Below are 22,121 nucleotides of genomic sequence, written 5' to 3' on the forward strand. Positions count from 1 at the left end.
GATCGTGACGGGGCTGATGATTGCCGCGCCGCAATCGGGCGCCGGCAAGACCACCGTGACGCTGGCGCTGCTGCGGGCGCTCGCCCGGCAGGGCGTGGTCGTGCGCTCCGCCAAGGCCGGGCCGGACTATATCGATCCGGCCTTCCATGCGGCGGCCAGCGGCAGCGCTTGCGTCAATCTCGATCCCTGGGCGATGCGGCCGGAACTGGTCGCCGGTCTCGCCGCGGAGACAGGAAACGCGTCGGCCTTCGTTGTGGAAGCGACGATGGGCCTTTTCGACGGTGCGGCCGACGGTTCGGGCTCGGCCGCCGAACTCGCCGTCTCGCTCGGCCTGAACATCGCCCTCGTCGTCGACTGCGCCAAGCAGTCCCATTCCGTCGCCGCCTTGGTGCGCGGCTTCGCGACGCATCGGCCGGACGTCGCGCTCGCCGGGCTGATCCTGAACCGCGTCGGCTCGGCCCGGCACGCGGCGCTGCTGCGCGAGGCGCTGGCGCCGCTGGCGATCCCGGTTTTCGGTGTGCTGCCGCGCGCCGCCGAACTGGCGCTGCCGGAGCGGCATCTGGGGCTGGTGCAGGCGGGGGAGCATGAAGCGCTGGCGGCATTCCTGGAGCGGGCGGCCGACTGGGTTGCGGCAGGATGCGACCTCAATGCATTGGCAGCGCTGGCGGCGCCGTCTGCAAGTCGCGGCGGATCGGTCGCCGACTCGCTCGCGCCGCTCGGCCAGCACATCGCCATCGCCCGCGACGCGGCATTCGCCTTCGCCTATCCGCATCTCCTCGACGGTTGGCGCCGCGCTGGCGCAATGCTCGACTTCTTCTCGCCACTCGCCGACGAGGCGCCGGCCGCGGATGCCGACGCGATCTATCTGCCGGGCGGCTATCCGGAGCTCCATGCCGGGAAGCTCGCCGCGGCCGGCGCGTTCCGGCAGGGCATGCGCGCCGCCGCTGCGCGCGGCACCCGGATCTATGGCGAGTGCGGCGGCTACATGGTGCTCGGCGCGGGCCTGACCGATGGCGAGGGGGCGTGCCATGCGATGCTTGACCTGCTGCCGCTGGAGACGAGCTTCGCGACCCGTCGCCTGCATCTCGGCTACCGGCGACTACAGGCAACGGACGATTTCGTCTGGCCCGGCCGGTTGCGCGGCCACGAGTTCCACTACGCGACGATCGTCTCGGAGGGGCCGGGCGAGGCGCTGTTCACGGCCGAAGACGCGCGCGGCGACGACCTCGGCGCGTTCGGGCGGTGGAAGGGGAGCGTCTGCGGCTCATTCCTCCACGTCATCGACCGGGAGGCGTGATGGAAACGCTCGACCCGGCACTGCGCCATGGCGGCGCGCTCGACGCCGCGATCGCCAACTTCGGCGGGCGGCGTGAGGACTGGCTCGATTTATCGACCGGCATCAACCCGGCGCCGCCGCCGATGCCGGCTTTGTCGCCGACGCTCTGGCAGCGACTGCCGGAAGCCGAGCTGGAGACGCGCGCCATCGCCGCCGCGCGCTTCGGTTATGGCGCCCCGCCCGAAGCCGGCATCGTCGCGGCACCGGGGACGCAGGCGTTGATCGCGGCGCTGCCGTCGCTGCTGCCCCGGAACCACGTCGCCATCCTGGAGCCGACCTATTCCGGGCACCGGCTGGCCTTCGAGACCGCCGGGTATGAGGTCATCGCCGTCGCGGCGCTCGCCGCCGTGCCGGCCGACGCCACGATCGTGGTCGTGGTCAATCCGAACAATCCGGACGGCCGGGTCCATGAACCGGCGGACCTGCTGGCGCTGGCGGAGCGGCTGGCGGCGCGTGGCGGGCTGCTCGTCGTCGACGAGGCCTTCGCCGATGCCGACGGCGGGCGGTCTGTGGCTTTCGCGACTGGGCGGCCGGGGCTGCTGGTCTACCGCTCCTTCGGCAAGTTCTTCGGCCTCGCGGGCCTCAGGCTGGGCTTTGCCCTCACCACGCCGGGGCTCGCCGATGCACTGCGCGGCCGGCTCGGCGCCTGGGCCGTCTCTGGACCGGCGCTGGCGGTCGGCGCCGCCTGGCTGGGCGACGCCAAGCTCTGCGCCAATGTCCGGGCGCGGATTGCCGGCCAGCATGCGCTTCTTGCCGAGACGCTGGCGGGAGCCGGTCTGACGCCCGTCGGCGGCACGCACCTCTTCCTGACGATCCATCACCCCGATGCCGCCGCGTTGTTCGCGGCGCTCTGCCGCCGGCACATCCTGACGCGGCCCTTCGCCTATCGCGGCGACTGGCTGCGCATCGGCAATGTCGCCGACGCCGTCGAGGCACGGCGGCTCGGCGTGGCGCTGTCCGAAGCGCTCGGCGAGATCGCGGCGTGATCGACCGGCTGGCCGCCGCCGTTATCGGCCTCGCCCTCGACCGGCTGGTCGGCGATCCGGACTGGCTGTGGCGGCGCCTGCCGCACCCGGTCGTGCTGATCGGCAATCTCATCGGGACGCTGGACCGCCGGCTCAACCGGGAAGCGCTGGGCGAAGCCGCGCGGCGACGGCGTGGTATCCTGGCGATTACCCTGCTGGTAACTGGCGCGCTCGTTTCCGGCTTCGTGCTGACTGCCTTGTTCGCTGCGGCCGGCCCCCTGGGCCTGGTGCTCGAAGCCGTCGTTCTGGCGATCTTCCTGGCGCAGAAGAGCCTGATCGACCACGTCCGCGCAGTGGCGGACGCCCTGGACGGCGAAGGGCTCGCCGCCGGGCGCCGGGCGGTGGCGATGATCGTCGGGCGCGATCCCGAACAGCTCGATGCGGCCGGGGTCAGCCGCGCGGCGATCGAGAGCCTGGCCGAGAACGCCTCGGACGGCATCGTCGCGCCGCTCCTTTGGTACCTCGTCCTCGGCCTTCCGGGGCTCATCGCCTACAAGGTGTTGAACACCGCCGATTCGATGATCGGCCACATGAGCGAGCGCCACCGCGCCTTCGGCTGGGCGGCGGCGAAACTGGACGATGTCGTGAACTGGCCGGCGGCGCGGCTCACCGCACTGCTGTTTGCGCTGGCGGCAGGGCTCCGGCGCAAGGCAAAGATCGGCGCCGTCTGGGCCGTGACGCGCCGCGATGCGCCGTCGCACCGCTCGCCGAATGCCGGTTGGCCGGAGACGGCGATGGCGGTAGGTCTCGGCGTGGCGCTCGGGGGACCGCGTCGCTACGGTGAGCTGATGGTCGAGGCGCCGATGCTCAACCCGGCAGGGCGGCGTGAGGCGGGCAGCGCCGACATCCGTGCCGGGCTGGCGTTGTTCTCGACCGTCGCCAACCTGCTTCTGGCGGCGACGCTGCTCGGCCTGCTGGTCCTGTCCTTCGGCTGAGCCTCAGGCGCCGAGGGCAAGGCCCAGAAGTGCGGCGATCTCCGTCATCTGCTGCGCCGCGCCAAGGCAGTCGCCGCTCTGCCCGCCGAGCCGACGCCAGATGACGCCGCGAAACCACAGCAGCACGATTCCGCCGAGGGCGACACCGGCGAAAGCCGGCAGAATGCCGAAGGCGAGGGCGCCGAGGATGAGGAAGATGCCGTCGCCGACAGCCAAGGCGCGGAGCCCGACCGCCGCGGTCGGCCGGCCCATCCGGTCGGCGAGCCCGCCGATATCGGCTGAGGGCAGCACAGACCAGAGCCAGGCCATGGCGCCGCGGCTGACCGCTGCGGCGGCGAGAAGCGCCAGCGCGGCGCCGCCGCGGTCCGCCTCGACCAGCTGCGCCAGCAGGCCGATCCTCAGCGCCGCCGACAGGATCAGCGCCAGCGCGCCATAGGTGCCGACGCGGCTGTCCTTCATGATCGCGATCGCCCGCTCGCGCTCGTGATGGCCGAAGAGCCCGTCGGCGACGTCGCCGAGACCGTCCTCGTGGAGCGCGCCGGTGGTCAGCGCGAGCGTGCCGACCGCGAGCGTGGCGGCAACGAAGGGCGAAAGGCCGGCGGCGTCGGCGGCGATCAGTACCAATGCGGCGGGAATCGCCGCCAGCAGGCCGGCGAGCGGGAAGGCATGCGCGTCCGCGCCGAGCGAGCGACCGTCCGGGAACGAGGCGAAACGCGACGGAAACCGCGTCAGGAAAACCAGGGAGCGAAGCGTCGCATCGGCGAATTCTCTCATCATGGCCTCTTGCTCCCGTCCCGTTGGCGTCGCATGTCGGCGCTTCATCGAGCCGTACCCGGTCCGCCGCGTCGCCAGCAACACTTTCCCCAGGATTGCCTCATGTCCATTACCGGCCTGCCTTTCGACGATATTCGCGAACTGGTCCGGCGCATGCCGGGTCCCGACATGGCGGCGGTCCGGGCGAAGCGCGAGCGCGAGGCGTCGCTGACCAAGCCCGCCGGCTCGCTCGGCCGGCTGGAGGAGCTGTCGGAATGGCTCGCCGCCTGGCAGGGCCGCACCCCGGCGGTGCGGCGGCCGCTCGTCGCGGTGTTTGCCGGCAATCACGGCGTCGCCCGGCATGGCGTCTCGGCCTTTCCCGCCGAGGTCACCGCCCAGATGGCGGCCAACTTCGCCGCCGGCGGCGCCGCGATCAACCAGATCTGCGCGACCTTCGATCTCGGCCTCAAGATCTACGATCTCGCGCTGGAGCTGCCGACCGGCGACATCAGCGAGGAAGCCGCGATGGACGAGCGGACCTGCGCCGCGACCATGGCCTTCGGCATGGAGGTGCTGGCCGGCGAGCCGGATCTCCTGTGCATCGGCGAGATGGGCATCGGCAACACGACCGTCGCCGCCGCCGTGCTGGCGGCGCTGTTCGGGGGCGCGGCGTCCGACTGGGTCGGGCCGGGCACCGGCCAGGACGCCGCCGGCGTCGCCCGCAAGGCGGCGGTCGTGGAGAAGGCGCTTGCCCACCACGCCGGGCACCTCGCCGACCCGCTGGAAGTGCTGCGCCGGGTCGGCGGCCGGGAGCTCGCGGCGATGGCGGGGGCGATCCTTGCCGCAAGGACGCAGCGCGTGCCGGTGATCGTCGACGGCTTCGTCGCCACCGCCGCCGCGGCGGTGCTCTACGCCATGGACCCCGCCGCGCTCGACCATTGCGTGTTCGGCCATGTCTCGGCCGAGCCCGGCCACATGCGGGCGCTGGAGCGCATGGACAAGGTGCCGCTGCTGGCGCTCGGCATGCGGCTCGGCGAGGGCACCGGGGCGGCGCTCGCCGCCGGCATCGTCAAGGCCGCCGCCGCGTGTCACAGCGGCATGGCGACGTTCGAGCAGGCCGCGGTCACCAACCGGGCCGAGGGTTCACATCACTGACTGCCCGTGGTGCCGGCGCGCCCTACATCGGCTATCATTGGCAAGGCACGCGTGCCGCGTTGCCCACTTTAAGGAACGTCCCCGTGAAGCCTGTCCTGCTCGCTGCCGCTTTGTTGTTCTCCACCACCGCGCTTCCCGCGCTGGCCCAGGACGCCAGTACCCCGCCGGCCGCGACGCCGCCCGCGGCTGCGCCCGCCGACGCACCGGCTGAACCGGCCCCGGCCGAAGCGCCTGCGGCAGAAGCCCCGGCCACCCCCGCAGAAGCGCCGCCGCCGCCGGCCTCCGGCGTGATGGCCGCGATCGACCCCGAAGATGTCCCGGTCGTCTCGCTCAACCTGATGTCCGGCCAGGTCGAGGAACTGCAGGTGATCGGCGCCGACGACGAGGAGATCGGCCAGGTGGCGGCTGTCCTCGGCGACCAGAACGGCCAGCCGCAGGCCGTCAGCGTCGAGATCGGCGGCTTTCTCGGTATCGGGTCGAAGACGGTCATCCTGATGCTCACCGACGTCCGGCTCGACCTCGGGCGGCTGAGGACCGTGCTGACCAAGGACGAGATCGAGAACCTGCCCGACTTCGGCGGCTGAGACTTCGCTTTTCGCCTGGCGCCACGATGGCGTCAGGCGAACAGGTCGCGTTCGCGTTCGACCGCGGCGCGGATGAAGTCCGCCACGGCGGTGATCCGCCGGACGTCGCGGACGCTCTCGTGATAGACCAGCCAATAGCTGCGCCGGATCGACATCTCGGGCAGGATGCGAACAAGTCCGGGCCGGCCGCACGCCAGGAAGCCGTGCAGGATGCCGATCCCGGCGCCTGCGGCCACTGCCTCGGCCTGGCCCAGCGCACTCGAAACCTCGAACCGGGCCGGCCAGTCGGCGACGATGTCGGCGTGATAGGCAAGGCGCGGGCTGTAGAGAAGATCCTCGACCGCACCGACCAGTCGGTGACGCGACAGGTCCGCCGGCATGTTTGGCGTGCCGTGGGCCTCGACACAGGCCGAAGCGGCATAGAGGCCGAGTGAATAGTCGACGAGCTTTGCAGCCACCAGCCGCCCAGCCTGCGGACGCTCGATGGTGATGGCGATGTCGGCCTCGCGCCGCGACATCGAGAAGGCCCGCGGCACCGGCACGAGCTGCACGGTGAGATCCGGGTGCGTGTCCGTCAGCCGCCACAGGCGCGGCGCCAGGAACATCGTGCCGAAGCCATCGGGCGCGCCGACCCGGACGCTGCCGGACAGGGCGACATCGGTGCCGCCCACGCCGGCGCGGGCCGCAAGCATCGCCGCTTCCATCCGCTCCGCCTGTTCGAGAAAGGCCCGGCCGGTCTCGGTGAGCTCGCAGCCGTTCGGACGGCGGTCGAGAAGTCGCGCGCCGAAAGCAGCTTCCAGGGCTGTCAGACGTCGCCCGACCGTCGCATGGTTGAGCTCCAGCCGTCGCGCCGCGGCGAGGATCTGGCCGGCCCGTGCCACTGCCAGGAAAAGCCTGACATCATCCCAATTAACGTTCATCGCTGCTCCTGGTCCATTCGGGCTTCAATATACGCACAACGGATGCGCGCTGGGCAGGCTTGGCTTTTGCCGGCCGGCGGCGGAGAAAGGACCCAACCAAAATCCGGAGGAGGAATTCATGGAACAGATCGGTCACTTCATCGGCGGCAAGCGCGTCGCCGGCACCAGCGGGCGCACCGCCGACGTGTTCAATCCCGCGACCGGCGAGGTCCAGGCACAGGTCGCGCTGGCAAGCGCCGCGGAGATGCGCGCGGCGGTCGAAAATGCCAAGGCGGCGCAGCCGGCCTGGGCGGCGACCAATCCGCAGCGCCGCGCGCGGGTGATGATGAAGTTCGTCGAACTCCTCAACCGCGACATGGACAAGCTCGCCGAGACGCTCTCGCGCGAGCACGGCAAGACCGTGCCCGACGCGAAGGGCGACGTGCAGCGCGGCCTCGAGGTCGTCGAGTTCTGCATCGGCGCGCCGCATCTCCTGAAGGGCGAGTTCTCCGAGGGCGCCGGTCCTGGCATCGACATCTATTCCGTGCGCCAGCCGCTGGGCGTCGTCGCCGGCATCACCCCGTTCAACTTCCCCGCCATGATACCGATGTGGAAGTTCGCGCCGGCGATCGCCTGCGGCAACGCCTTCATCCTGAAGCCGTCCGAGCGCGACCCGTCGGTGCCGCTGATGCTGGCGGAACTGATGATCGAGGCGGGGCTTCCGGCGGGCATCCTCAACGTCGTCAACGGCGACAAGGGGGCGGTCGACGCGATCCTCGACGACGCCGACGTCCAGGCCATCGGCTTCGTCGGCTCGACGCCGATCGCGCACTACATCTATTCGCGCGGCTGCGCCAACGGCAAGCGCGTGCAGTGCTTCGGCGGCGCCAAGAACCACATGATCATCATGCCGGACGCCGATCTCGACAAGGCGGCCGACGCGCTGATCGGCGCCGGCTACGGCGCGGCCGGCGAGCGCTGCATGGCGGTCTCCGTCGCGGTGCCGGTGGGCGAGGAGACGGCGAACCGTCTCGTCGAGAAGCTGATCCCCAAGGTCGAGGCGCTGAAGATCGGACCCTATACGGCCGGCGACGACGTCGATTTCGGCCCGCTGGTCACCGGCGAGGCGCAGAAGCGCGTACTCGGCATGATCGACAGCGGCGTCGAGGCCGGCGCCGACCTCGTCGTCGACGGTCGCGGCTTCAAGATGCAGGGCTACGAGAACGGCTTCTTCGTCGGCGCCTGCCTGTTCGACAACGTCACGCGCGACATGGACATCTACAAGACCGAGATCTTCGGTCCGGTCCTCTCGGTCGTCCGCGCCAAGGACTACGAGGAAGCCCTGTCGCTGCCGATGGAGCACGAATACGGCAACGGCGTCTCGATCTACACCCGCGACGGCGACGCCGCCCGTGACTTCGCCAGCCGCATCAATATCGGCATGGTCGGCATCAACGTGCCGATCCCGGTGCCGCTCGCCTATTACACGTTCGGTGGCTGGAAGGCCTCGGGCTTCGGCGATCTCAACCAGCACGGCCCGGACGCGTTCCGCTTCTATACGCGGACCAAGACCATCACCAGCCGCTGGCCGTCGGGCATCAAGGACGGCGCCGAGTTCATCATGCCGGTCATGCGCTGAACCAACAGAGCGCGACGAAGAACCGAAGGGCGCTCCGTGGGGCGCCCTTTTTCGTTCAGGCTGTCCGCGGCTTCGTGCTCTCGGCGCGCGCGTTTGCCGGGGCTGCTGCCGGGGCTGCCGACCGAGGCGGAAGCCGCAACGGTACCGGCGAGTGCCCGGCAACCGGATTGGTCGCGACAGGCTTGCCTGCCGGGCGAGCAACCTTCGAGGCGACCCGCCACCAGTCGAGGTAGCGGGCAAGCGCGATCTGGATCGAGAGGCCGCCGCCGATCAGCAACGTGTCGAACAGGATGTCGGGGATCTGGTCATGCTTGATGACCTGCCCGAGCAGCGACAGGACCGTTCCGACCGCAAAGATCGGCAGCGAGTGCCGGCCGAGCATGGCGAAGACATTGTCCCGGGTGACGCGGGAGAAGGGCGAACTGGGCGCGGCATTGGCGAAAAGATAGCAGACCGCCAGTATGTGCAGGAGCCGCGGGACGCTGACATAGGTCTTGTCGAAGCCGGTCAGCATCATCGGCAATGAAGACGCGCCCCAGAGCCACCAAAGGTCGAGGCGGATCGTCAGGAACGACACGAAGACATAGCCGAGCGCCGCGAAGAACAGCCATTTTCGATAGGGGAAGCCCGCCTTGCCCTCGATCCGCCGGAACCCGCAATAGAGTCCGATCGCGAAGATCAGCTGCCAGGCGAACGGGTTGAAGAACCATCCGCCCGGCAGCGGGTAGGCCGGCACGTCGATGCGAAAGATGTAGGCGGCGAACCACATGGCGATGGCCGCGGCCAGCATCACATTGCGGCTGATCCCCGCCAGAAAGAGATGCAGCGGCAGCATCAGCAGCAGCACCGAGTACATCGGCAGGATGTTCACGTAGCCGAGCTGGTGGCCGAGGCTGGCAAAGCCGACCATCGTCTCCAGCGGCATCGTGAGGAACTGGGAGAGCCCGATATTGCGCATGATCGCGCCTTCGCCCAGCGCCAGCGCGCCCCAGGAGAAGATCGCCACGGCGGCCATCGTCAGGGTGATGTGGACGAGATAGAGGACGCCCGCCCGCCGGGCCGCGCGCAGCGAGGCGATCAGCCGCTCGCCGCCCAGGAAGAGCCGGCCATAGGCGAAGGCCGAGGCAAAGCCGGCGAGAAAGACGAAGAGTTCGGCCGCGTCGGAGAAGCCGAAATTGCGCGAGGTGAAATTCTCCCAGTAGTTTCCGGGAATGTGGTTGACGAAGATCATCGCCAGCGCGACGCCGCGCCAGAAATCGACGCGCTGATCACGCAGTTGGATGGCGGCAGTAGGGGACGCGACGATGGTCATACTGATGAATTAGGACTCAAGCGGGATCTGGCAGCATCCCTGGTCCCTTCATCGTGTCATTCTCAAGGTCGGGTTGATGCCGGTCGAGGCGGGCGAGGCGTTGACGCCAGATCGCCGCATCGCGGATCACCGGCTCGGGATCTGCCTCGAAGGGCGTCTCGAACAGATGATGGCGACGCGCCCAGTCGCCGAGAGCGGGGCTGCCCGTGGCACTGATCAGCAGCGGCGCGGCCACCAGCGGCAGGGCGATGGGCAGCGTCCAGAGCAGGAGATCCGGCGCATAATTGATGGTCGCAAGCAGCACGGCCGCGCCCGCCAGCACCATCCACCAGCTCGCCTGGAAGGCGGTGGCGAGCGGCAGACTGCCGTCCTCGCGTTCGCTCGCCGGCCAGCCGGCATCGGCCCCGACAAGGATTTCGGCTACGGCCTTCGACTGGAACATCATCATGACCGGGGCGAGAATGCTGGTCATCACCAGCTCGACCGTCGCGCCGGCCAGGACCGACAGGGCCCCGCCGAAGCGCCGACGCCGCTTCGTCAACGCGCTGCCGAAGGTGATCAGCGTCTTCGGCAGCAGCAGGAGGACGAAGATGCCGAAAAGCAGCAGCAGCGCCTTCTGCGTCTCCGGGCGCGGGAACACCGGGAACAGCGAATCCGCCGGGAAGTAGTTGGGTTCGGGGGCAAGAATCGGGTCGAGCAGGCTGACGATCAGGAACATCAGCCAGATCGGCGAGGCGGCGTAGGCCATGATGCCGCTGACGAGCGCGACGCGGCTCCAGGGCTTCAGGCCGGGTGCGCCGAGCAGCTTGCCGTGCTGCAGGTTGCCCTGGCACCAGCGCCGGTCGCGCTTGGCGTATTCGATGATGTTGGAGGGGGCTTCCTCGTAGGAGCCTTCGAGGTCCGGGTCGACGCGCACCTTGTAGCCGCCGCGTGCAAGAAGCGCCGCCTCGACGAAATCGTGGCTGAGGATGTGGCCGCCGAAGGGCGGGCGACCCTTGAGCGTCGGCAGGCCGCAGCATGCGGCGAAGGCCCGCACCCGGATGATGGCGTTGTGCCCCCAGAAGGGCCCTTCGCGCCCCTGGAGGGCGGCGATGCCGCGGGAGAAGATCGGCGAGAAGAGCGCTGCGGAAAACTGCAAGGCCCGGCCAAACAAGGTCCGCCGGCCGATGATCAGCGGCTGCGTCTGCAGAAGGGCGAGCTCGGGATCCTCGTCCATGCGCGCCACCATCTGGACGATGGTCTCCGGCCGCATCAGGCTGTCGGCGTCGAGGACCAGCATGTAGTCGTACGCGCCGCCGCTATTGGTGACGAAATCCTCGATATTGCCGGCCTTGCGACCGACATTCTTCTCCCGATGCCGGTAGTAGAGACGCCCCGCGACCCCGAGTTCGGCGAGCAGGAGTCGGGTGCCCTCGCGCTCGGCGTCGACACACTCGGACCGGGTCGAGTCGCTCAGGACATGGACGTGAAACCGGTCGAGCTGGCCGATGCGGCGAAGCCCTTCGATCATCGCGGCGACGCGCGCGAAAACAGCCCGCGCGTCCTCGTTGTAGACGGGAACCAGGATCGCGGTCCGGCTGTCGCTGCGCCAGCGTGCGGCATCGACGATGAGGCGCGGTGGCTGCGGCACCATGATGCCCGCAAGGGCCATGTTGAAGCCCCACGCCAGCCAAAGGCAACAGAGCATCAGGAGCCCGACCTGCACGAAATGCAGGTTCGTCACCCCGTTTACCGTCACGACGACGAAGAACAGATAGGTCGCGACCGCAGCGAGGAGAGCCGAGGCAACGGCGAATACAATCCGCTTGAGCGTGATCAACGCCGTCTTCCTTCCCTGACCGTCACGCTGGCGCTCGACACGTGCCGGCCGTTATGGTCGTGCCGGCCCTGCTCAGCGACCCAGCGAGAGCTTCGCAAATCCGGCGCCCAACGAAAACCGCCGACGCGCCGAAGTCAGCTGCTGGGTCGGCATCGTCAGCGTGGCGGAGGGTGCAGGAACCGCGATCGTGCGAAGCAGGGACGCAGCCTCGCTCTGCGAGTGACGGGCCGACGTCAGAATGTCGTCGGCGTCGCTGTCGGACCGTCCCTCGGCGCGAAGCCGCTCGCAGAGCGCACTCGCGATCACCTCGTCCGAAAGGTCCGGACGGCCGATCAGGGAACCCAGATTCGTCTGCATGTCGATATTTGCCACGGTGCTCATACGGTGCCCGTCCATTGATAGAGCCAAGTCTCGCTTATAATGCGCTGCAGCATGGAAAGTTTCACCCGCATTTCCACGGGATCCGAATCCTGTCGCTCGACTTCCAGCGACAGGCGCCAACCGCCTCCCGGAAGCCGGGACATCCCGGAGTGAAGCAGCACTGCATTGCCAGAAATGTCGATCAGGGGCTGGAGTTCCGCATCGTCCGGAAGGTTGGCGATGGTGCCGCCCTCGAAATTGATGGCAAAGCGCCGCGCCGACGGATTCGGGTCGGTGGCGGCGGCATTGCCGCCGACGCCCACGAACGTGCCCGACACCGTCGCGAGACTCGAAGGCGGCTGCGCATCGAGTCCCCACGACATGCGATAGCGAAATTCCAGCGCGCTGCCGGCAGTCGGCCGGGCTTCCGGCACCCAGAAGGCAACGATGTTGTCGTTGGCCTCGGAATCGGTCGGAATCTCCGCCAGGGCGATCGTCCCGACGCCCCAGTCGCCCAGCATCTCGACCAGCAGCGATGGGCGCAACTCGTAGCGGGCTTCGGTATCCTCGTAGCTCGCGAAGTCGCGATCCCGCTGCAGCAGGCCGAAGGAGCGCGGGCTCGTCTCCCGGAAGAACGACAGGGCCAGCGTCTGCGGGTTCTTCAACGGCCGCCAGAGCCGCTCCCCATCGGCCCGTTCGATGCAGAGCCCGTCGCTGTCGTGGACCTCGGGACGGAAATCGTCCCGTCCCGCCCGATCGTTCTCGCCGAAGGTGAACATCGAGGTCAGCGGCGCGATTCCGAGCCTCGAGACCTCGTTGCGGAAATACAGGCGGTTGGAGACCTCGACCTCGGTCTGCATGCCGGGCGTGATGACGAACAGGAAGGCGCCGGCGACGCTCGGACTGTCGAGTTCGGCCATCAGGCGGATGGCATGCTCGCCCGGGCGCGGCGCGTCGATGTAGAAGGCGTTGAAGCGCGGAAACTCCTCCTGCTCGCCCGTCGCGGTATTGATCGCGAGGCCGCGCGCCGACAGGCCGTAGCGGGTGCCGACGCCGAGCGCGCGAAAGTAGCTAGCGCCCAGGAACGTCACCAGCTCGTCGTAGTAGTCAGGCCGCTGGAGCGGCGCATGAATTCGGAAGCCGGCGACACCGGCGAGGCCGATGCCCTGGAAGGCGGCCGGATCGAGCGGCGGCCGGTATTCGAAATCCTCCGACGTGAAGGTGTGCGGCTGGTAAATTCCGTCCCGGCCGATGAACACGTGGGTGGTTTCCCGGAATATCCATCCCGGGTGAAACGCCTGGAGATGGAAGTCGACCGGCTCGGCGCGCCACAGCGCATGATCGGGGCGATAACGGATCGCCCGGTGCTGGTCGTAATCGAGATTGGCGACGACGTCCGGCAACTCGTTCGCCGGCGCCTCGTAGGGGCGGGTGGCGCGCTCGCGCATCTGCTCGGAGAGCACGTCGAACGTGAACGGTGCATCCGGCGTGCCGACATTCGCATTGACCGGCTGCTGGGGAGCAGCGGTGTCCTGGGCGAAGGCGGTGGGGGGAATGAGCGATGCCAGCCCGGCGGCGAGCGCCGTCTTGAGTGCAGTGCGGCGGGACGCGTTATTCAGGTTCTTCACGGGGCGCTAGCGGCTCTGGTGAGATTTCAATGGCGCCCAGAATAGGCACGATTGCGACAATTGAATAGCTAAGGCTGGGCAGCCGTCAAAATATTGCAGTGCATGATGAACGATCGGAGAAACGGCCGCTCCGGCGCCCTCAGAAGCCGCCGGAGCGGCCCGGGTGACTGAACCGATAACGGCTCGAATGCCGGTAGCGCTCGCCCGGACGAAGCAGCGCCTGCGGAAATTCCGGCCGGTTTGGCGCGTCGGGCCAGACCTGCGGCTCGAGTGCTGCGGCCGCACGCGACCGTATCGGCCGCCCGGCAAGATCGATAACGCTGCCATCGAGCTTCGAGCCGTCATAGACCTGCAGGCCGGGCTCGCTCGTCTGCAGCGTCATCGTCAGGCCCGTCTGCGGCCCGGTGAGGATCGCCGCCGGTTGCAGCGACGCCGAGCGTTCGCCGGCGAGGCAGAAATTATGGTCGAGAAGATCGGGCGCATCGCGCAGCTTGCGCGGGGCGCGGAAGTCGAAGCCGCTGCCTTCCACCGGCAGGATGCGCCCGTCGGGCAAGGTGCCCGCATCGATCGGCAGATAGTCGTCGGCGAAGACCTGCAGCAGATGGTCGCCGACATCCTCGCTGCCGTCGAGGTTGAAATAGAGATGGGAGCTGAGATTGACGACGGTCGCGCGGTCGGTCTCCGCCTCGTAGGTGATGGCCAGTTCGCCATCCGTGGAGACCGCGAAGGTGGCGCGGCAGGTCAGGCGCCCGGGATAACCCCCTTCGCCGTCCTCGGACACATGAACCAGCGTGACCCGGTCCGGGTGCTGTGCCTCGATGGTCCACGCGCGCGTCGAAAATCCGTCCGGGCCCCCATGCAGATGATTGGGTGGGTCGTTGCAGGCAAGCTGGTAGTCGACCCCGTCGATGGTCAGGTGGCCGGCGTCGATGCGGTTGGCGAAGCGACCCACCGTCGCGCCGAGATAGTCGCGATTACCGTTTTCGTAGTGCGCCAGATCAGCGGCGCCCACGACGAGCGAGTGGTCGTATCCGGCCAGACGAAGCGCGCGGACCGCGGCGCCCGCCGTGACGATCTCGGCGCTGAGCGTGCCGCTGTCGATGATGATGGTCTGGGCCACGCCGCCGTCCCTCTGCCGCGCCTTTTCGTTCCCATCGCAGGCGCCGTGTCGGGCGTCAATGCGCGGGCCGAAGCGCCCGGCCGATCAGCGAAGCCGGCGAAGCTTCTGCGTCAGGAGTTCGCCGGTCCGCGACAGCGAGCGGTCGAGGACTTCCAGATCCTCCGAAGGGATCGAGGCGACCAGATCGGTTTCGAGGCGCCGCCAGACGTTCCGGATCGACGCCTGCGCCTTCTCGCCGAGCGGCGTCAGCTGCACCATCGTCCGGCGCGCGTCGCGGCTGTTGGCGATACGGGCGACGAGATCTTTCTCGATCAGCCGGTCGAGCATCTTCGAGACCGTGGAGGGCCGCACGGCGAGTTGTTCGGCCAGCGTCGAGACGCTGACCGGGGCATTCGGGTCGAGCCGGTCGAGCAACTGGTCCTGGCCGGGATGCAAGTCGATCTCGGCAAGCAGGAGGGCGAGAAAGGCCCGGGTCGACTTGGCGATCGACAGCAGCGACGGCACGATGACCGGTGCGCCGATGTCGAGGTGCCGAGGGTCGGCGGAGCTTTGAATGGGTGATTGCGTATCCATGAAGCGCCTTAGAACCCATAGCCGGGCGACGAACATTATATTGGTATATGTGAAGCCAACTATTCTTCCGGTGGGAGGGTTCCCGTACCCTGGCTCGCGAGCGACGCGACGACCTGCCGCGCACAGCACAAAGGACCGGAATGGCGGACGTGAGGGTGATTTGCGCCATCGGGCGCAGCGGACAGCTCGGTCTCGATGGCGGCATGCCCTGGGAGGGGCGGCCGGAAAGGGCGTTTCTGGAGGATGTCGAGCGCTTCTTCGAGATCACCCGCGGCCACGTCCTGATCGCCGGTCCGCGCACGATCGCATCCTTTCCGGATTTCGCACGCGAGCACCGAACCCTGGTCGAAATCCGGTCATCCGACCAGCCCGAAGAGGTGCTTTCGCGCTTTCCCGACCGCGTCGTCTATGTCGGCGGCGGCCCGGCGGTGTGGGACGTCTACGCCCGTTTCGTGCGGCATTGGGACATCAACACGCTGCCCTATGACGGCGAGGCCGATACCTGGTTCGACCCCGCCTGGCTGCTCGCGGCGGGCACACGCCGGCAACCGCCTGGCTGAGCGGGGTCAGCCTGGGTCGATCGTGGCCCCGAGATCACGCGGATCGACGCCGCATTCGGCGGCGATCGCCGTGCACAGGCCATGCATCAACCTGCCGATCCGCGGCTCGATCAGCCCTTCCGGCCGGCCGGGCAGTGTCGCGGGAGCGATCAGCCGCAGGCTGTTGGTGACGAAGACCGAGCCGCGCGTGAGATCGTCCAGGGCAAGCGGTCGTTCGCGCGGCGTGAGGCCGAAGTCGGCGGCATGGGCGAGTACCCAGCGCCGCGTGATCCCGTCCAGGGCACCGTCGTCGAGCGGCGGCGTCGCCAGTTCGTCGCCGGTCAGCAGGAACAGATTGGCCAGCGCGGTACAGGCGACCCGCCCGACGCTGTTGAGGAACAGCGCCTCGTCCGCCCCTTCCTGTTGTGCCGCCCGCTGCGCGAGCACGGCGTCGAGATAGGCGAGCGACTTCAACTGCGCTGTCGGCGAAGTCTCGTTGCGACGGATCGGCGACAGCGCGAGGCGGAGCGGCGCGAACATGACGCCGGGTGCGAGGGGCGCCGAGGCACCGAGCAGCGTCGGCTTCGGCACCGGGGGAAAGCCGAGACCGCGCGGCCCCGATCCCCGCGTCAGGGTCAGCCGGATCGAGCCGTTCTCCTGCCGCCGGGCGAGCGCGTCCATGGCGTCGGCGAGATCGCGTCGCGAAGCCGGGATCTCCAGTCGCGAGGCCGCCGCCGCCAGGCGATCGAGATGCGCGTCGGCGCAGAACACCGTCCCGCCCAGTACCAGCGACGTGTCGAAGACGCCGTCCGCCAGGAGCAGGCCCCGGTCGTCGGCCGCGACCGCGCGCTCGGCCGCAACGAACGCGCCGTCAAGCCAAATGTCGGCCATGCCAGCACTCCGCGAGATCGAGAAAGTTCCGGAAGATGCGCTCGCCGTCCTCGGTTAGCACCGATTCCGGGTGGAACTGGATGCCGTAGGTCGGGTGCGTCCGATGCGACAACGCCATGATCTCGCCTTCCGCCGAACGCGCGTCGATGGCAAGCCTCTCGCGCATCGCCGGGGTCTCCTCGACGATCAGCGAATGATAGCGCCCGACCGTCGTCGGTGCGCCAAATCCCGCGAAAAGCCGGATCCCGGCATGGTCCACCGTCGAGGCGCGGCCGTGCATCGGCCGGATTGCGCGCGTGACCGTGCCCCCGAAGGCTTCCCCTATGACCTGATGACCGAGGCAGACGCCGAGGATCGGCACACGGCCGGACAGGCGCCGCACCAGCTCCAGCGAGATCCCCGCCTCCCGCGGGCTGCACGGCCCGGGCGAGATCACTACCGCTTCGACGCCGAGCGCCTCCACCGCCTCGACGCTCGTCGCATCGTTGCGCAGGATCGTCAGCTCTCCGCCGAGGCGCTCGATATAGCGGGCGACGTTGAAGACGAAGCTGTCGTAATTGTCGAGGACGAGGATCACCGCGGCCCCTCCTCGAACGAGGCGAAGACCTTCACCGCCTTGGTGAAGGTCTCCTCGTATTCCGCGGCCGGCTCCGACAGCACGGTGATCCCGCCGCCCGCCGACAGCCGGGCGCGGCCGCCCCTGAAGCTGACGGTGCGAATGGCGATGTTGAGGTCCATCGTGCCATCGAACCCGAAATAGCCGATCGAGCCGCAATAGACTTCGCGCGCCGTGCGCTCGATCTCGGTGATGATGTCCATGGCCCGCAGCTTCGGCGCCCCGGTGATCGAGCCGCCGGGAAACGTCGCGGCGACGAGGTCGGCGGCCGTCCGGTCAGGCCGTAGCCGGCCGGTGACCACCGACACGAGATGGTGGACGGCGGCGTAGGATTCCAGGCCGCACAGCACCGGGACCTCGACCGAATCCGCCTCGCACACCCGCGACAGATCGTTGCGCATCAGGTCGACGATCATCACGTTCTCTGCCCGGTCCTTCTCGGAAGCGAGCAGCGCCGCCGCCAGCGCCCGGTCTTCGGTGGGCTCGGCCGAGCGCTTGGCAGTACCCTTGATCGGTCGCGCCTCGACCCTCCGGTCCGTCAGCTTCAGGAAGCGCTCCGGCGAGGAAGAGGCGATGGCGAGGTCGGGATATTCGAGGAAGGCGGCGAAGGGCGCGGCGTTCGTCTGCCGCAGCCTTCGATAGAGTTCGAAACTGTCGAAGCCCTCGGGCAATGCCGTCTGGAATGTCTGGGCAATGTTGGCCTGGTAGATGTCGCCCGCGAGGATGTATTCCCGCACGCGCTCGATCGCGTCGCGATAGGGACCGGCGAAGAAGTTGGACCGCCAGTCGAGCCGGCCCGCCGGAGCGGGAGGCGGCACGGGTTCCGGCGTGGCCAGCGCCTCCCGGAAAGTCGCGATGCGTTCTCTCGCCCGCCCCGCGCGCGCCGCGCCCTCGGCCGGATGGCCGGTCGAGATCACGAAGGCGCGGCCGGCGGCAAGGTCGAAGGCGAGCACCGTGTCGTAGAGCCCGAAGCGCATCGTCGGCAGGGCCGGATCGAGATCCGGCGGCACCGCCAGACGCTCCAGATGGTGGGCGAAATCGTAGGCGATGAACCCCGCCGCGCCGCCCTGGAACGGCGGCAGGCCGGCAATCGTGTCGCTGCGATAGCGCGCCAGCAACGCATCCAGCGCGGTCAGCGGCGGCCCGGGCAGGCGCGTGCCGTCGAGGCTGGCACCGCCGGCGTCGACGGAGAAGCTCGCGAACGGCGCTGCCGCGACGAAAGCGTAGCGCCCGAGCGTCTCGTGGCGCATGGCGCTGTCGAGGAAGGCCAGGCCGCCGAGCCGCCTCAGACGGCCGGCCGCCATCGCGGGTTCGAGGGGGTCGATCTCTTCGTAGAGCATGGCGCCAGATGGTCAGATGGCGGGCGTCTGGTCAAACCCTCCGGTGGGATCGGTCGCGCCCATCAACATGGGCCCATCACGCCCGCTTGATGCCACTTGGTGGGCGCGCCGGCTACACCAGATCCACTGCGACCCATGAGGACGAAAGCGATGCTGAAAGTCACACCACTCCTGCTCGGGCTGCTGGTCGGCCTTGCCGGCTGCAACACCGAGACCCCCTATCCGAACCTGTCGCCGATCGCGGGCGCGCGGGTCTCGGCCAATCCGAACGAGCGGGGAACGCCAGCCTTCTGCCGGCAATATGCCCGCCAGACCGCCGGCAACCAGTACGAGAACCTCGTCGACCGCGGCGAGGACGGGTTCGGCGTGCGTGCCCTGCAGCGGCAATCGGCCATCGCCGACGGGGATCGGGCCTACCGGAACTGTCTGGCCGGCCGCACCGGATGAGCAGCCTCCGGTCATCCGCAAGGGCGGTCCCCTCGGAGGGCGCGGCGCGATTCACCCGCCGTTCACCCGGAGCGTCGATGATGCGGCGTCTCGAGGCGCTGGGCGGAACCTGCGGATGACCGGTGACGGGTTCGAAGCCATACTGGGCGGCATGGAAGCTGCCGCGACCGGACCACGGGACGAAGTCGCCCGCGTGCGGACCGGCCCCGGCTTTTGGTCGGTGCTGGGCGCCATGCATGCCGAGCCGACGATTGCCCGCGAGGACGAGGATCCGTCGGATGGGCCGCCCGGCACGGATGGTACCGTCCCGCCTCCGGTCCCGCCGAGCATCGACCCCGCCGATATCGCGCGGGACCTGGCGATACGGCCGGGCCTTGCTCCGGCGCAACTGAAGAGGCTCCGGCGCGCCTTTGCCGGGGCCAACCACCCTGATGTGATACCGACAGTCTTCCGGAAGCAGGCGACCATCCGCATGCAGGTCGCGAACCGGCTGATCGACGAGGCGTTGCAGGCTGTACCGCAACGCCGCCACCCTGCCGCATGATTGCCGGAGGCGGCGGGCTCTCGCCGGTGTGGCTCCCTTGTCTGCAACGGTTACTCTGGATAAAGATGCCTCGGTAGCGGCCCGCTCCTGCTGCCCGTAAGGCAGCGGCTGCGGGGCGCCAAGATGGGGGGAATCGGCGATGACCACGGCACGCTCAGCCATCGGATCCATTCTCGCTCTGGTTCTGGTGTCGGCTTCAGGCATGCCGGCCATGGCTCAGGCCACGGCACCGTCGTCGCCCGCACAGGGTTCTCCGTCCCAGAGCCCTCAGCCATCCGCGCCGTCCGAACCCGCCGCGCCGTCGGCGCCTGCGACGGCCGACGCAGCGCCGGGCCCGAACTGGCGGGTCAACTGCGACGGCGAGGGGGAGGCGCGTCGCTGCACCGTCCTGCAGAATCTCGTCGCCGATCAGGGGCAGGGCCAACAGCGACTGCTCACGGTGATGATCCAGCCGGGCGCCGACGCCCAGCCGGCGCTGCTTCTGGCGCTGCCGCACGGCCTGTTCCTGCCCGCCGGGGTACAGTTGCAGATCGACGGGGGTGAGGCCGAGAAGCTGGTCATCCAGACGGCCGACCAGAACGGCAGCTATGCCGGCGCGGCCCTCGAAACGGACCTCATCGACCGGCTGAAGCGCGGCAGCGCGCTCGCCGTCACCTTCCAGTCGGCGCAGCAGCAGCCGGTAACCGTTCCCGTGACGCTGGCCGGCTTCTCGCAAGCCTTCGAAGACTACACGGCAGGCCGGGCCACCGAGACGCCGTAAGGGAACGGATACTAGCCAGCCAGCGCGGTTCAGGACGGCTCTGCAGCAGCGCGTCCGGCAGGCAGTCTGCGCGCGAGATCGCCCCAGCCCGGCAGAGAAGCGATCTGCGCGAAGACCAACGGTAGCGCGCCGTTGTGCCGCAACTCGGCGAAGGCGTCGTCGGGGAGCTTGTCCACCGCCGCAGCATCGATCACCATGAAATCCTTCAGCGCCACCTTCGAGCCGCTCGGCAGCGTCAGCGTCGCCTGGTTCTCGGTCAGGAGATCGTGCTTGCGCAGGATCTCGACGATCTTGCGGGTCGCGGCGATCTCCCGCTCGAAGGCGGCGCAGAACTCCAGCGCGTTGTCGGTGACCTTGGTGGGCTTGCCGTTCTCGAACAGTTTTTCGCCGCCCTCCTCGAGGACGCGCCCGGCTGCCCTGTCCACGCAGAGTGTCAGTCGACCCTGATCCTCGCCGGTAGCGAAGACGAAGGGATAGCGCCGGACATAGGACGGGATGTAGGCGCCCGACTCCCAGGCGCCGGCGGCGTCGACGAAGAGGTTCTCGCCGGTCGCGAGGCCGAGCACCGCCAGCGGCAGGAACTCCCCGGCAGTGGCGAAGACGATCGGGTAGTGCCGGGCGGCGAAGGGTGCTTCGGCAGCGCTGATCGGCACGGACACCGCCCGGGAGGCAAAGCTGAAATCCGGTTCGGGCTTCAGGCCGAGCGCCCCGTGCCGTTCCGGCTGCAGGGCTTCCGGCCGCTCGTAGAACAGCGGCATGACGGGCTGGGTCTGGCTCATTCGCGCGTCTCCCGATTTCGGCCTGCCCGCCCGGTGCGGCATCCCTCGATGCCACTGCCGGCCGGGGCCGCTATGTGCAGGTTGGTGGAAATTCGTCGGCGCGGCAATCGCCGGTTTCGATGCGCCCCGCATATCCGCTATCCTGGCGCGGGGCACGGCGAAGAGGGGATCGCGCATGGCGCAGCTGACGACTCTGGAATCGGCGCAGGCAAGCGCCGGGAGCGCCTTCGAGGCGCGCGCCGGCGCCGTTGTCGTCCCGCTCGTTCTCGACGCGGTGATGCCGCTCGGCCAGGGCCTGAGGCCCGACGGGATGAGCTTCAGCCTGAGCTTTTCCGGCCCGGCCGCGCCGGCCCTTGCGCAAGGTACGGTCGCGCTCGTTCCCGCCGGCGAGGAAGGCGAGGGCACGCCGGTGTTTCTGGTGCCCGTCGGGCGGCAGGGGGAGCGCATGCTCTACGAGGCCATCTTCAACTGATCGCCACTCTCCCGTCGGCGGCGTCGGCCGTTTTCCGGTCTGCCGCCGGACGCATCATCAGGTCGTAGACGCCCTTGTCCTCGACGGTCGCAAAGCCGAGGCGCCGATAGAGCCGCATCGCCGGGTTGGCCTTCTCGACATGGATGGCCAACGGCTTGCCGGCATTGTCCGCCTCGGCGATGACCTCGGCGAGGATCGCGCTGCCGAGCCCCTGGCCGCGTGCTTGCGGCAGCAGCGCGATGTCGACGATGGAGTGCTGGCTCGGATATCGCGCCAGGATCAGCCGTCCGACCGGCTCACCGTTTCGCTCCAGCACCCACCATTCGGCATCCTCGTAGTGCCGGACATAATGCACATGCTGGGCAGCCGCCTGCTGGGCAAGGAACGCTGCCTGCATCGCTTCCGGCCAACCGGTGACCGCCAGTTCCTCGACTCGCGTCGAGGCATAGAGCGCGGCGAAGAAGGCTTCGTCTCCGGTCGTGGCGGCGCGGAAGCGCGTCGCGGCCGGAGCCGGCCGAGCCACGCGCGCAGGCGCGCCGAGACGCGTGTCGCCTTCGACGATCCCGTCGGTGACGCGGTCGCTGGCCGTCACCGC

The 22,121-nt window shown here is 68.9% G+C and carries 23 protein-coding genes and 1 pseudogene; 11 read left to right on the top strand and 13 right to left on the bottom strand.

Annotated features, from left to right (window positions below; all coding sequences use genetic code 11):
- The first annotated feature begins 4 nt into the window (after positions 1-4).
- The 3 genes from GGR03_RS07825 to cbiB are packed head-to-tail and all read left to right on the top strand — an operon-like array spanning position 5 to position 3,296.
- Positions 5-1,297, top strand: a complete 1,293-nt coding sequence (locus tag GGR03_RS07825) for a cobyrinic acid a,c-diamide synthase CobB (RefSeq protein WP_183207098.1) — start codon at positions 5-7, stop codon at positions 1,295-1,297.
- Positions 1,297-2,322: a threonine-phosphate decarboxylase CobD gene (gene cobD, locus GGR03_RS07830; protein ID WP_183207099.1), complete on the top strand. Its 1,026-nt coding sequence runs from the start codon at positions 1,297-1,299 to the stop codon at positions 2,320-2,322. Before GGR03_RS07825 ends, cobD begins: the two co-directional genes overlap by 1 nt.
- A complete protein-coding gene (gene cbiB, locus GGR03_RS07835) occupies positions 2,322-3,296 on the top strand; it encodes an adenosylcobinamide-phosphate synthase CbiB (protein WP_425486707.1) in 975 nt (324 codons plus the stop codon). Before cobD ends, cbiB begins: the two co-directional genes overlap by 1 nt.
- Positions 3,297-3,299: 3 nt before the next feature.
- Here cbiB and GGR03_RS07840 read toward each other — a convergent pair whose 3' ends face one another.
- On the bottom strand, positions 3,300-4,073 hold the full coding sequence (locus GGR03_RS07840) for an adenosylcobinamide-GDP ribazoletransferase (RefSeq protein WP_183207101.1): 774 nt from the start codon (positions 4,071-4,073) through the stop codon (positions 3,300-3,302).
- Positions 4,074-4,172: 99 nt separating this feature from the next.
- Here GGR03_RS07840 and cobT point away from each other — a divergent pair, with 99 nt between their 5' ends.
- Together cobT and GGR03_RS24725 are read left to right on the top strand one after the other, a co-directional pair.
- Complete coding sequence (cobT, locus tag GGR03_RS07845; protein WP_183207102.1) at positions 4,173-5,204, top strand: nicotinate-nucleotide--dimethylbenzimidazole phosphoribosyltransferase; 1,032 nt, start codon at positions 4,173-4,175, stop codon at positions 5,202-5,204.
- Between the two features lie 83 nt (positions 5,205-5,287).
- Entirely contained in the window at positions 5,288-5,788 is a 501-nt protein-coding gene (locus GGR03_RS24725; RefSeq protein WP_183207103.1) for a PRC-barrel domain-containing protein, read from the top strand.
- A 32-nt stretch (positions 5,789-5,820) separates the two neighbouring features.
- On the opposite strand, the gene GGR03_RS07855 is transcribed toward GGR03_RS24725, so the two are convergent.
- Positions 5,821-6,708 (bottom strand): LysR family transcriptional regulator, encoded by an 888-nt coding sequence (locus GGR03_RS07855; RefSeq protein ID WP_183207104.1) that lies wholly within the window; start codon positions 6,706-6,708, stop codon positions 5,821-5,823.
- Between the two features lie 118 nt (positions 6,709-6,826).
- Between GGR03_RS07855 and GGR03_RS07860 the strand changes: the two genes are divergently transcribed.
- Positions 6,827-8,326: a CoA-acylating methylmalonate-semialdehyde dehydrogenase gene (locus GGR03_RS07860; protein ID WP_183207105.1), complete on the top strand. Its 1,500-nt coding sequence runs from the start codon at positions 6,827-6,829 to the stop codon at positions 8,324-8,326.
- Between the two features lie 55 nt (positions 8,327-8,381).
- Here GGR03_RS07860 and GGR03_RS07865 read toward each other — a convergent pair whose 3' ends face one another.
- From GGR03_RS07865 to GGR03_RS07890, 6 genes and pseudogenes are all read right to left on the bottom strand, one after another.
- Entirely contained in the window at positions 8,382-9,638 is a 1,257-nt protein-coding gene (locus GGR03_RS07865; RefSeq protein WP_183207106.1) for an OpgC family protein, read from the bottom strand.
- A 16-nt stretch (positions 9,639-9,654) separates the two neighbouring features.
- Positions 9,655-11,460, bottom strand: a pseudogene (gene mdoH, locus GGR03_RS07870) (glucans biosynthesis glucosyltransferase MdoH); the annotation flags it as partial.
- 69 nt (positions 11,461-11,529) lie between these two features.
- The gene (locus tag GGR03_RS07875; protein WP_183207108.1) at positions 11,530-11,838 is read right to left on the bottom strand and encodes a hypothetical protein; all 309 of its coding nucleotides are present in this window, start codon (positions 11,836-11,838) and stop codon (positions 11,530-11,532) included.
- Positions 11,835-13,445, bottom strand: coding sequence for a glucan biosynthesis protein (locus tag GGR03_RS07880; RefSeq protein WP_183207109.1), 1,611 nt, complete (start codon positions 13,443-13,445; stop codon positions 11,835-11,837). Before GGR03_RS07880 ends, GGR03_RS07875 begins: the two co-directional genes overlap by 4 nt.
- Before the next feature lie 139 nt (positions 13,446-13,584).
- On the bottom strand, positions 13,585-14,565 hold the full coding sequence (locus GGR03_RS07885) for an aldose epimerase family protein (protein WP_183207110.1): 981 nt from the start codon (positions 14,563-14,565) through the stop codon (positions 13,585-13,587).
- Between the two features lie 84 nt (positions 14,566-14,649).
- Positions 14,650-15,138, bottom strand: a complete 489-nt coding sequence (locus GGR03_RS07890; protein WP_183207111.1) for a MarR family winged helix-turn-helix transcriptional regulator — start codon at positions 15,136-15,138, stop codon at positions 14,650-14,652.
- Between the two features lie 140 nt (positions 15,139-15,278).
- Here GGR03_RS07890 and GGR03_RS07895 point away from each other — a divergent pair, with 140 nt between their 5' ends.
- The gene (locus GGR03_RS07895; RefSeq protein WP_183207112.1) at positions 15,279-15,698 is read left to right on the top strand and encodes a dihydrofolate reductase family protein; all 420 of its coding nucleotides are present in this window, start codon (positions 15,279-15,281) and stop codon (positions 15,696-15,698) included.
- Between the two features lie 6 nt (positions 15,699-15,704).
- Here the strand turns inward: GGR03_RS07895 and GGR03_RS07900 are convergent, their stop codons facing one another.
- From GGR03_RS07900 to pabB, 3 genes are read right to left on the bottom strand one after another with little or no spacing between them, the layout of a single operon-like run.
- On the bottom strand, positions 15,705-16,568 hold the full coding sequence (locus GGR03_RS07900; protein ID WP_183207113.1) for an aminotransferase class IV: 864 nt from the start codon (positions 16,566-16,568) through the stop codon (positions 15,705-15,707).
- On the bottom strand, positions 16,549-17,145 hold the full coding sequence (locus GGR03_RS07905; protein ID WP_183207114.1) for a glutamine amidotransferase-related protein: 597 nt from the start codon (positions 17,143-17,145) through the stop codon (positions 16,549-16,551). The genes GGR03_RS07900 and GGR03_RS07905 overlap by 20 nt, the downstream gene beginning before the upstream one ends.
- A complete protein-coding gene (gene pabB / locus GGR03_RS07910; protein ID WP_183207115.1) occupies positions 17,142-18,524 on the bottom strand; it encodes an aminodeoxychorismate synthase component I in 1,383 nt (460 codons plus the stop codon). The genes GGR03_RS07905 and pabB overlap by 4 nt, the downstream gene beginning before the upstream one ends.
- Positions 18,525-18,674: 150 nt before the next feature.
- Here pabB and GGR03_RS07915 point away from each other — a divergent pair, with 150 nt between their 5' ends.
- The 3 genes from GGR03_RS07915 (at position 18,675) to GGR03_RS07925 (ending at position 20,275) form a co-directional block, all read left to right on the top strand.
- Positions 18,675-18,971: a hypothetical protein gene (locus tag GGR03_RS07915; protein WP_183207116.1), complete on the top strand. Its 297-nt coding sequence runs from the start codon at positions 18,675-18,677 to the stop codon at positions 18,969-18,971.
- A 115-nt stretch (positions 18,972-19,086) separates the two neighbouring features.
- Positions 19,087-19,515, top strand: a complete 429-nt coding sequence (locus tag GGR03_RS07920; protein WP_183207117.1) for a hypothetical protein — start codon at positions 19,087-19,089, stop codon at positions 19,513-19,515.
- 139 nt (positions 19,516-19,654) lie between these two features.
- Positions 19,655-20,275: an invasion associated locus B family protein gene (locus tag GGR03_RS07925; protein ID WP_183207118.1), complete on the top strand. Its 621-nt coding sequence runs from the start codon at positions 19,655-19,657 to the stop codon at positions 20,273-20,275.
- A gap of 29 nt (positions 20,276-20,304) precedes the next feature.
- On the opposite strand, the gene GGR03_RS07930 is transcribed toward GGR03_RS07925, so the two are convergent.
- Positions 20,305-21,054, bottom strand: coding sequence for a SapC family protein (locus tag GGR03_RS07930; RefSeq protein ID WP_183207119.1), 750 nt, complete (start codon positions 21,052-21,054; stop codon positions 20,305-20,307).
- A gap of 175 nt (positions 21,055-21,229) precedes the next feature.
- Between GGR03_RS07930 and GGR03_RS07935 the strand changes: the two genes are divergently transcribed.
- Complete coding sequence (locus GGR03_RS07935) at positions 21,230-21,526, top strand: DUF6916 family protein (RefSeq protein ID WP_183207120.1); 297 nt, start codon at positions 21,230-21,232, stop codon at positions 21,524-21,526.
- Here the strand turns inward: GGR03_RS07935 and GGR03_RS07940 are convergent.
- Entirely contained in the window at positions 21,519-22,118 is a 600-nt protein-coding gene (locus GGR03_RS07940; RefSeq protein WP_252920162.1) for a GNAT family N-acetyltransferase, read from the bottom strand. The genes GGR03_RS07935 and GGR03_RS07940 overlap by 8 nt on opposite strands.
- Positions 22,119-22,121: the final 3 nt, after the last annotated feature.

The organism is Aurantimonas endophytica, from assembly GCF_014196845.1.
GTDB classification, from domain to species: domain Bacteria; phylum Pseudomonadota; class Alphaproteobacteria; order Rhizobiales; family Rhizobiaceae; genus Aurantimonas; species Aurantimonas endophytica.

Bases quoted from the DNA above. Each gene is read 5' to 3' on its own strand.
- GGR03_RS07935 (WP_183207120.1), top strand. From the start codon at position 21,230: ATGGCGCAGCTGACGACTCTGGAATCGGCGCAGGCAAGCGCCGGGAGC.
- GGR03_RS07930 (WP_183207119.1), bottom strand. From the start codon at position 21,054: ATGAGCCAGACCCAGCCCGTCATGCCGCTGTTCTACGAGCGGCCGGAA.
- GGR03_RS07865 (WP_183207106.1), bottom strand. From the start codon at position 9,638: ATGACCATCGTCGCGTCCCCTACTGCCGCCATCCAACTGCGTGATCAG.
- GGR03_RS07875 (WP_183207108.1), bottom strand. From the start codon at position 11,838: ATGAGCACCGTGGCAAATATCGACATGCAGACGAATCTGGGTTCCCTG.
- cobD (WP_183207099.1), top strand. From the start codon at position 1,297: ATGGAAACGCTCGACCCGGCACTGCGCCATGGCGGCGCGCTCGACGCC.
- GGR03_RS07920 (WP_183207117.1), top strand. From the start codon at position 19,087: ATGACCGGTGACGGGTTCGAAGCCATACTGGGCGGCATGGAAGCTGCC.
- GGR03_RS07925 (WP_183207118.1), top strand. From the start codon at position 19,655: ATGACCACGGCACGCTCAGCCATCGGATCCATTCTCGCTCTGGTTCTG.
- GGR03_RS07900 (WP_183207113.1), bottom strand. From the start codon at position 16,568: ATGGCCGACATTTGGCTTGACGGCGCGTTCGTTGCGGCCGAGCGCGCG.
- GGR03_RS07840 (WP_183207101.1), bottom strand. From the start codon at position 4,073: ATGATGAGAGAATTCGCCGATGCGACGCTTCGCTCCCTGGTTTTCCTG.
- GGR03_RS07860 (WP_183207105.1), top strand. From the start codon at position 6,827: ATGGAACAGATCGGTCACTTCATCGGCGGCAAGCGCGTCGCCGGCACC.
- GGR03_RS07895 (WP_183207112.1), top strand. From the start codon at position 15,279: ATGGCGGACGTGAGGGTGATTTGCGCCATCGGGCGCAGCGGACAGCTC.
- GGR03_RS07890 (WP_183207111.1), bottom strand. From the start codon at position 15,138: ATGGATACGCAATCACCCATTCAAAGCTCCGCCGACCCTCGGCACCTC.
- GGR03_RS07915 (WP_183207116.1), top strand. From the start codon at position 18,675: ATGCTGAAAGTCACACCACTCCTGCTCGGGCTGCTGGTCGGCCTTGCC.
- cobT (WP_183207102.1), top strand. From the start codon at position 4,173: ATGTCCATTACCGGCCTGCCTTTCGACGATATTCGCGAACTGGTCCGG.
- pabB (WP_183207115.1), bottom strand. From the start codon at position 18,524: ATGCTCTACGAAGAGATCGACCCCCTCGAACCCGCGATGGCGGCCGGC.
- GGR03_RS07855 (WP_183207104.1), bottom strand. From the start codon at position 6,708: ATGAACGTTAATTGGGATGATGTCAGGCTTTTCCTGGCAGTGGCACGG.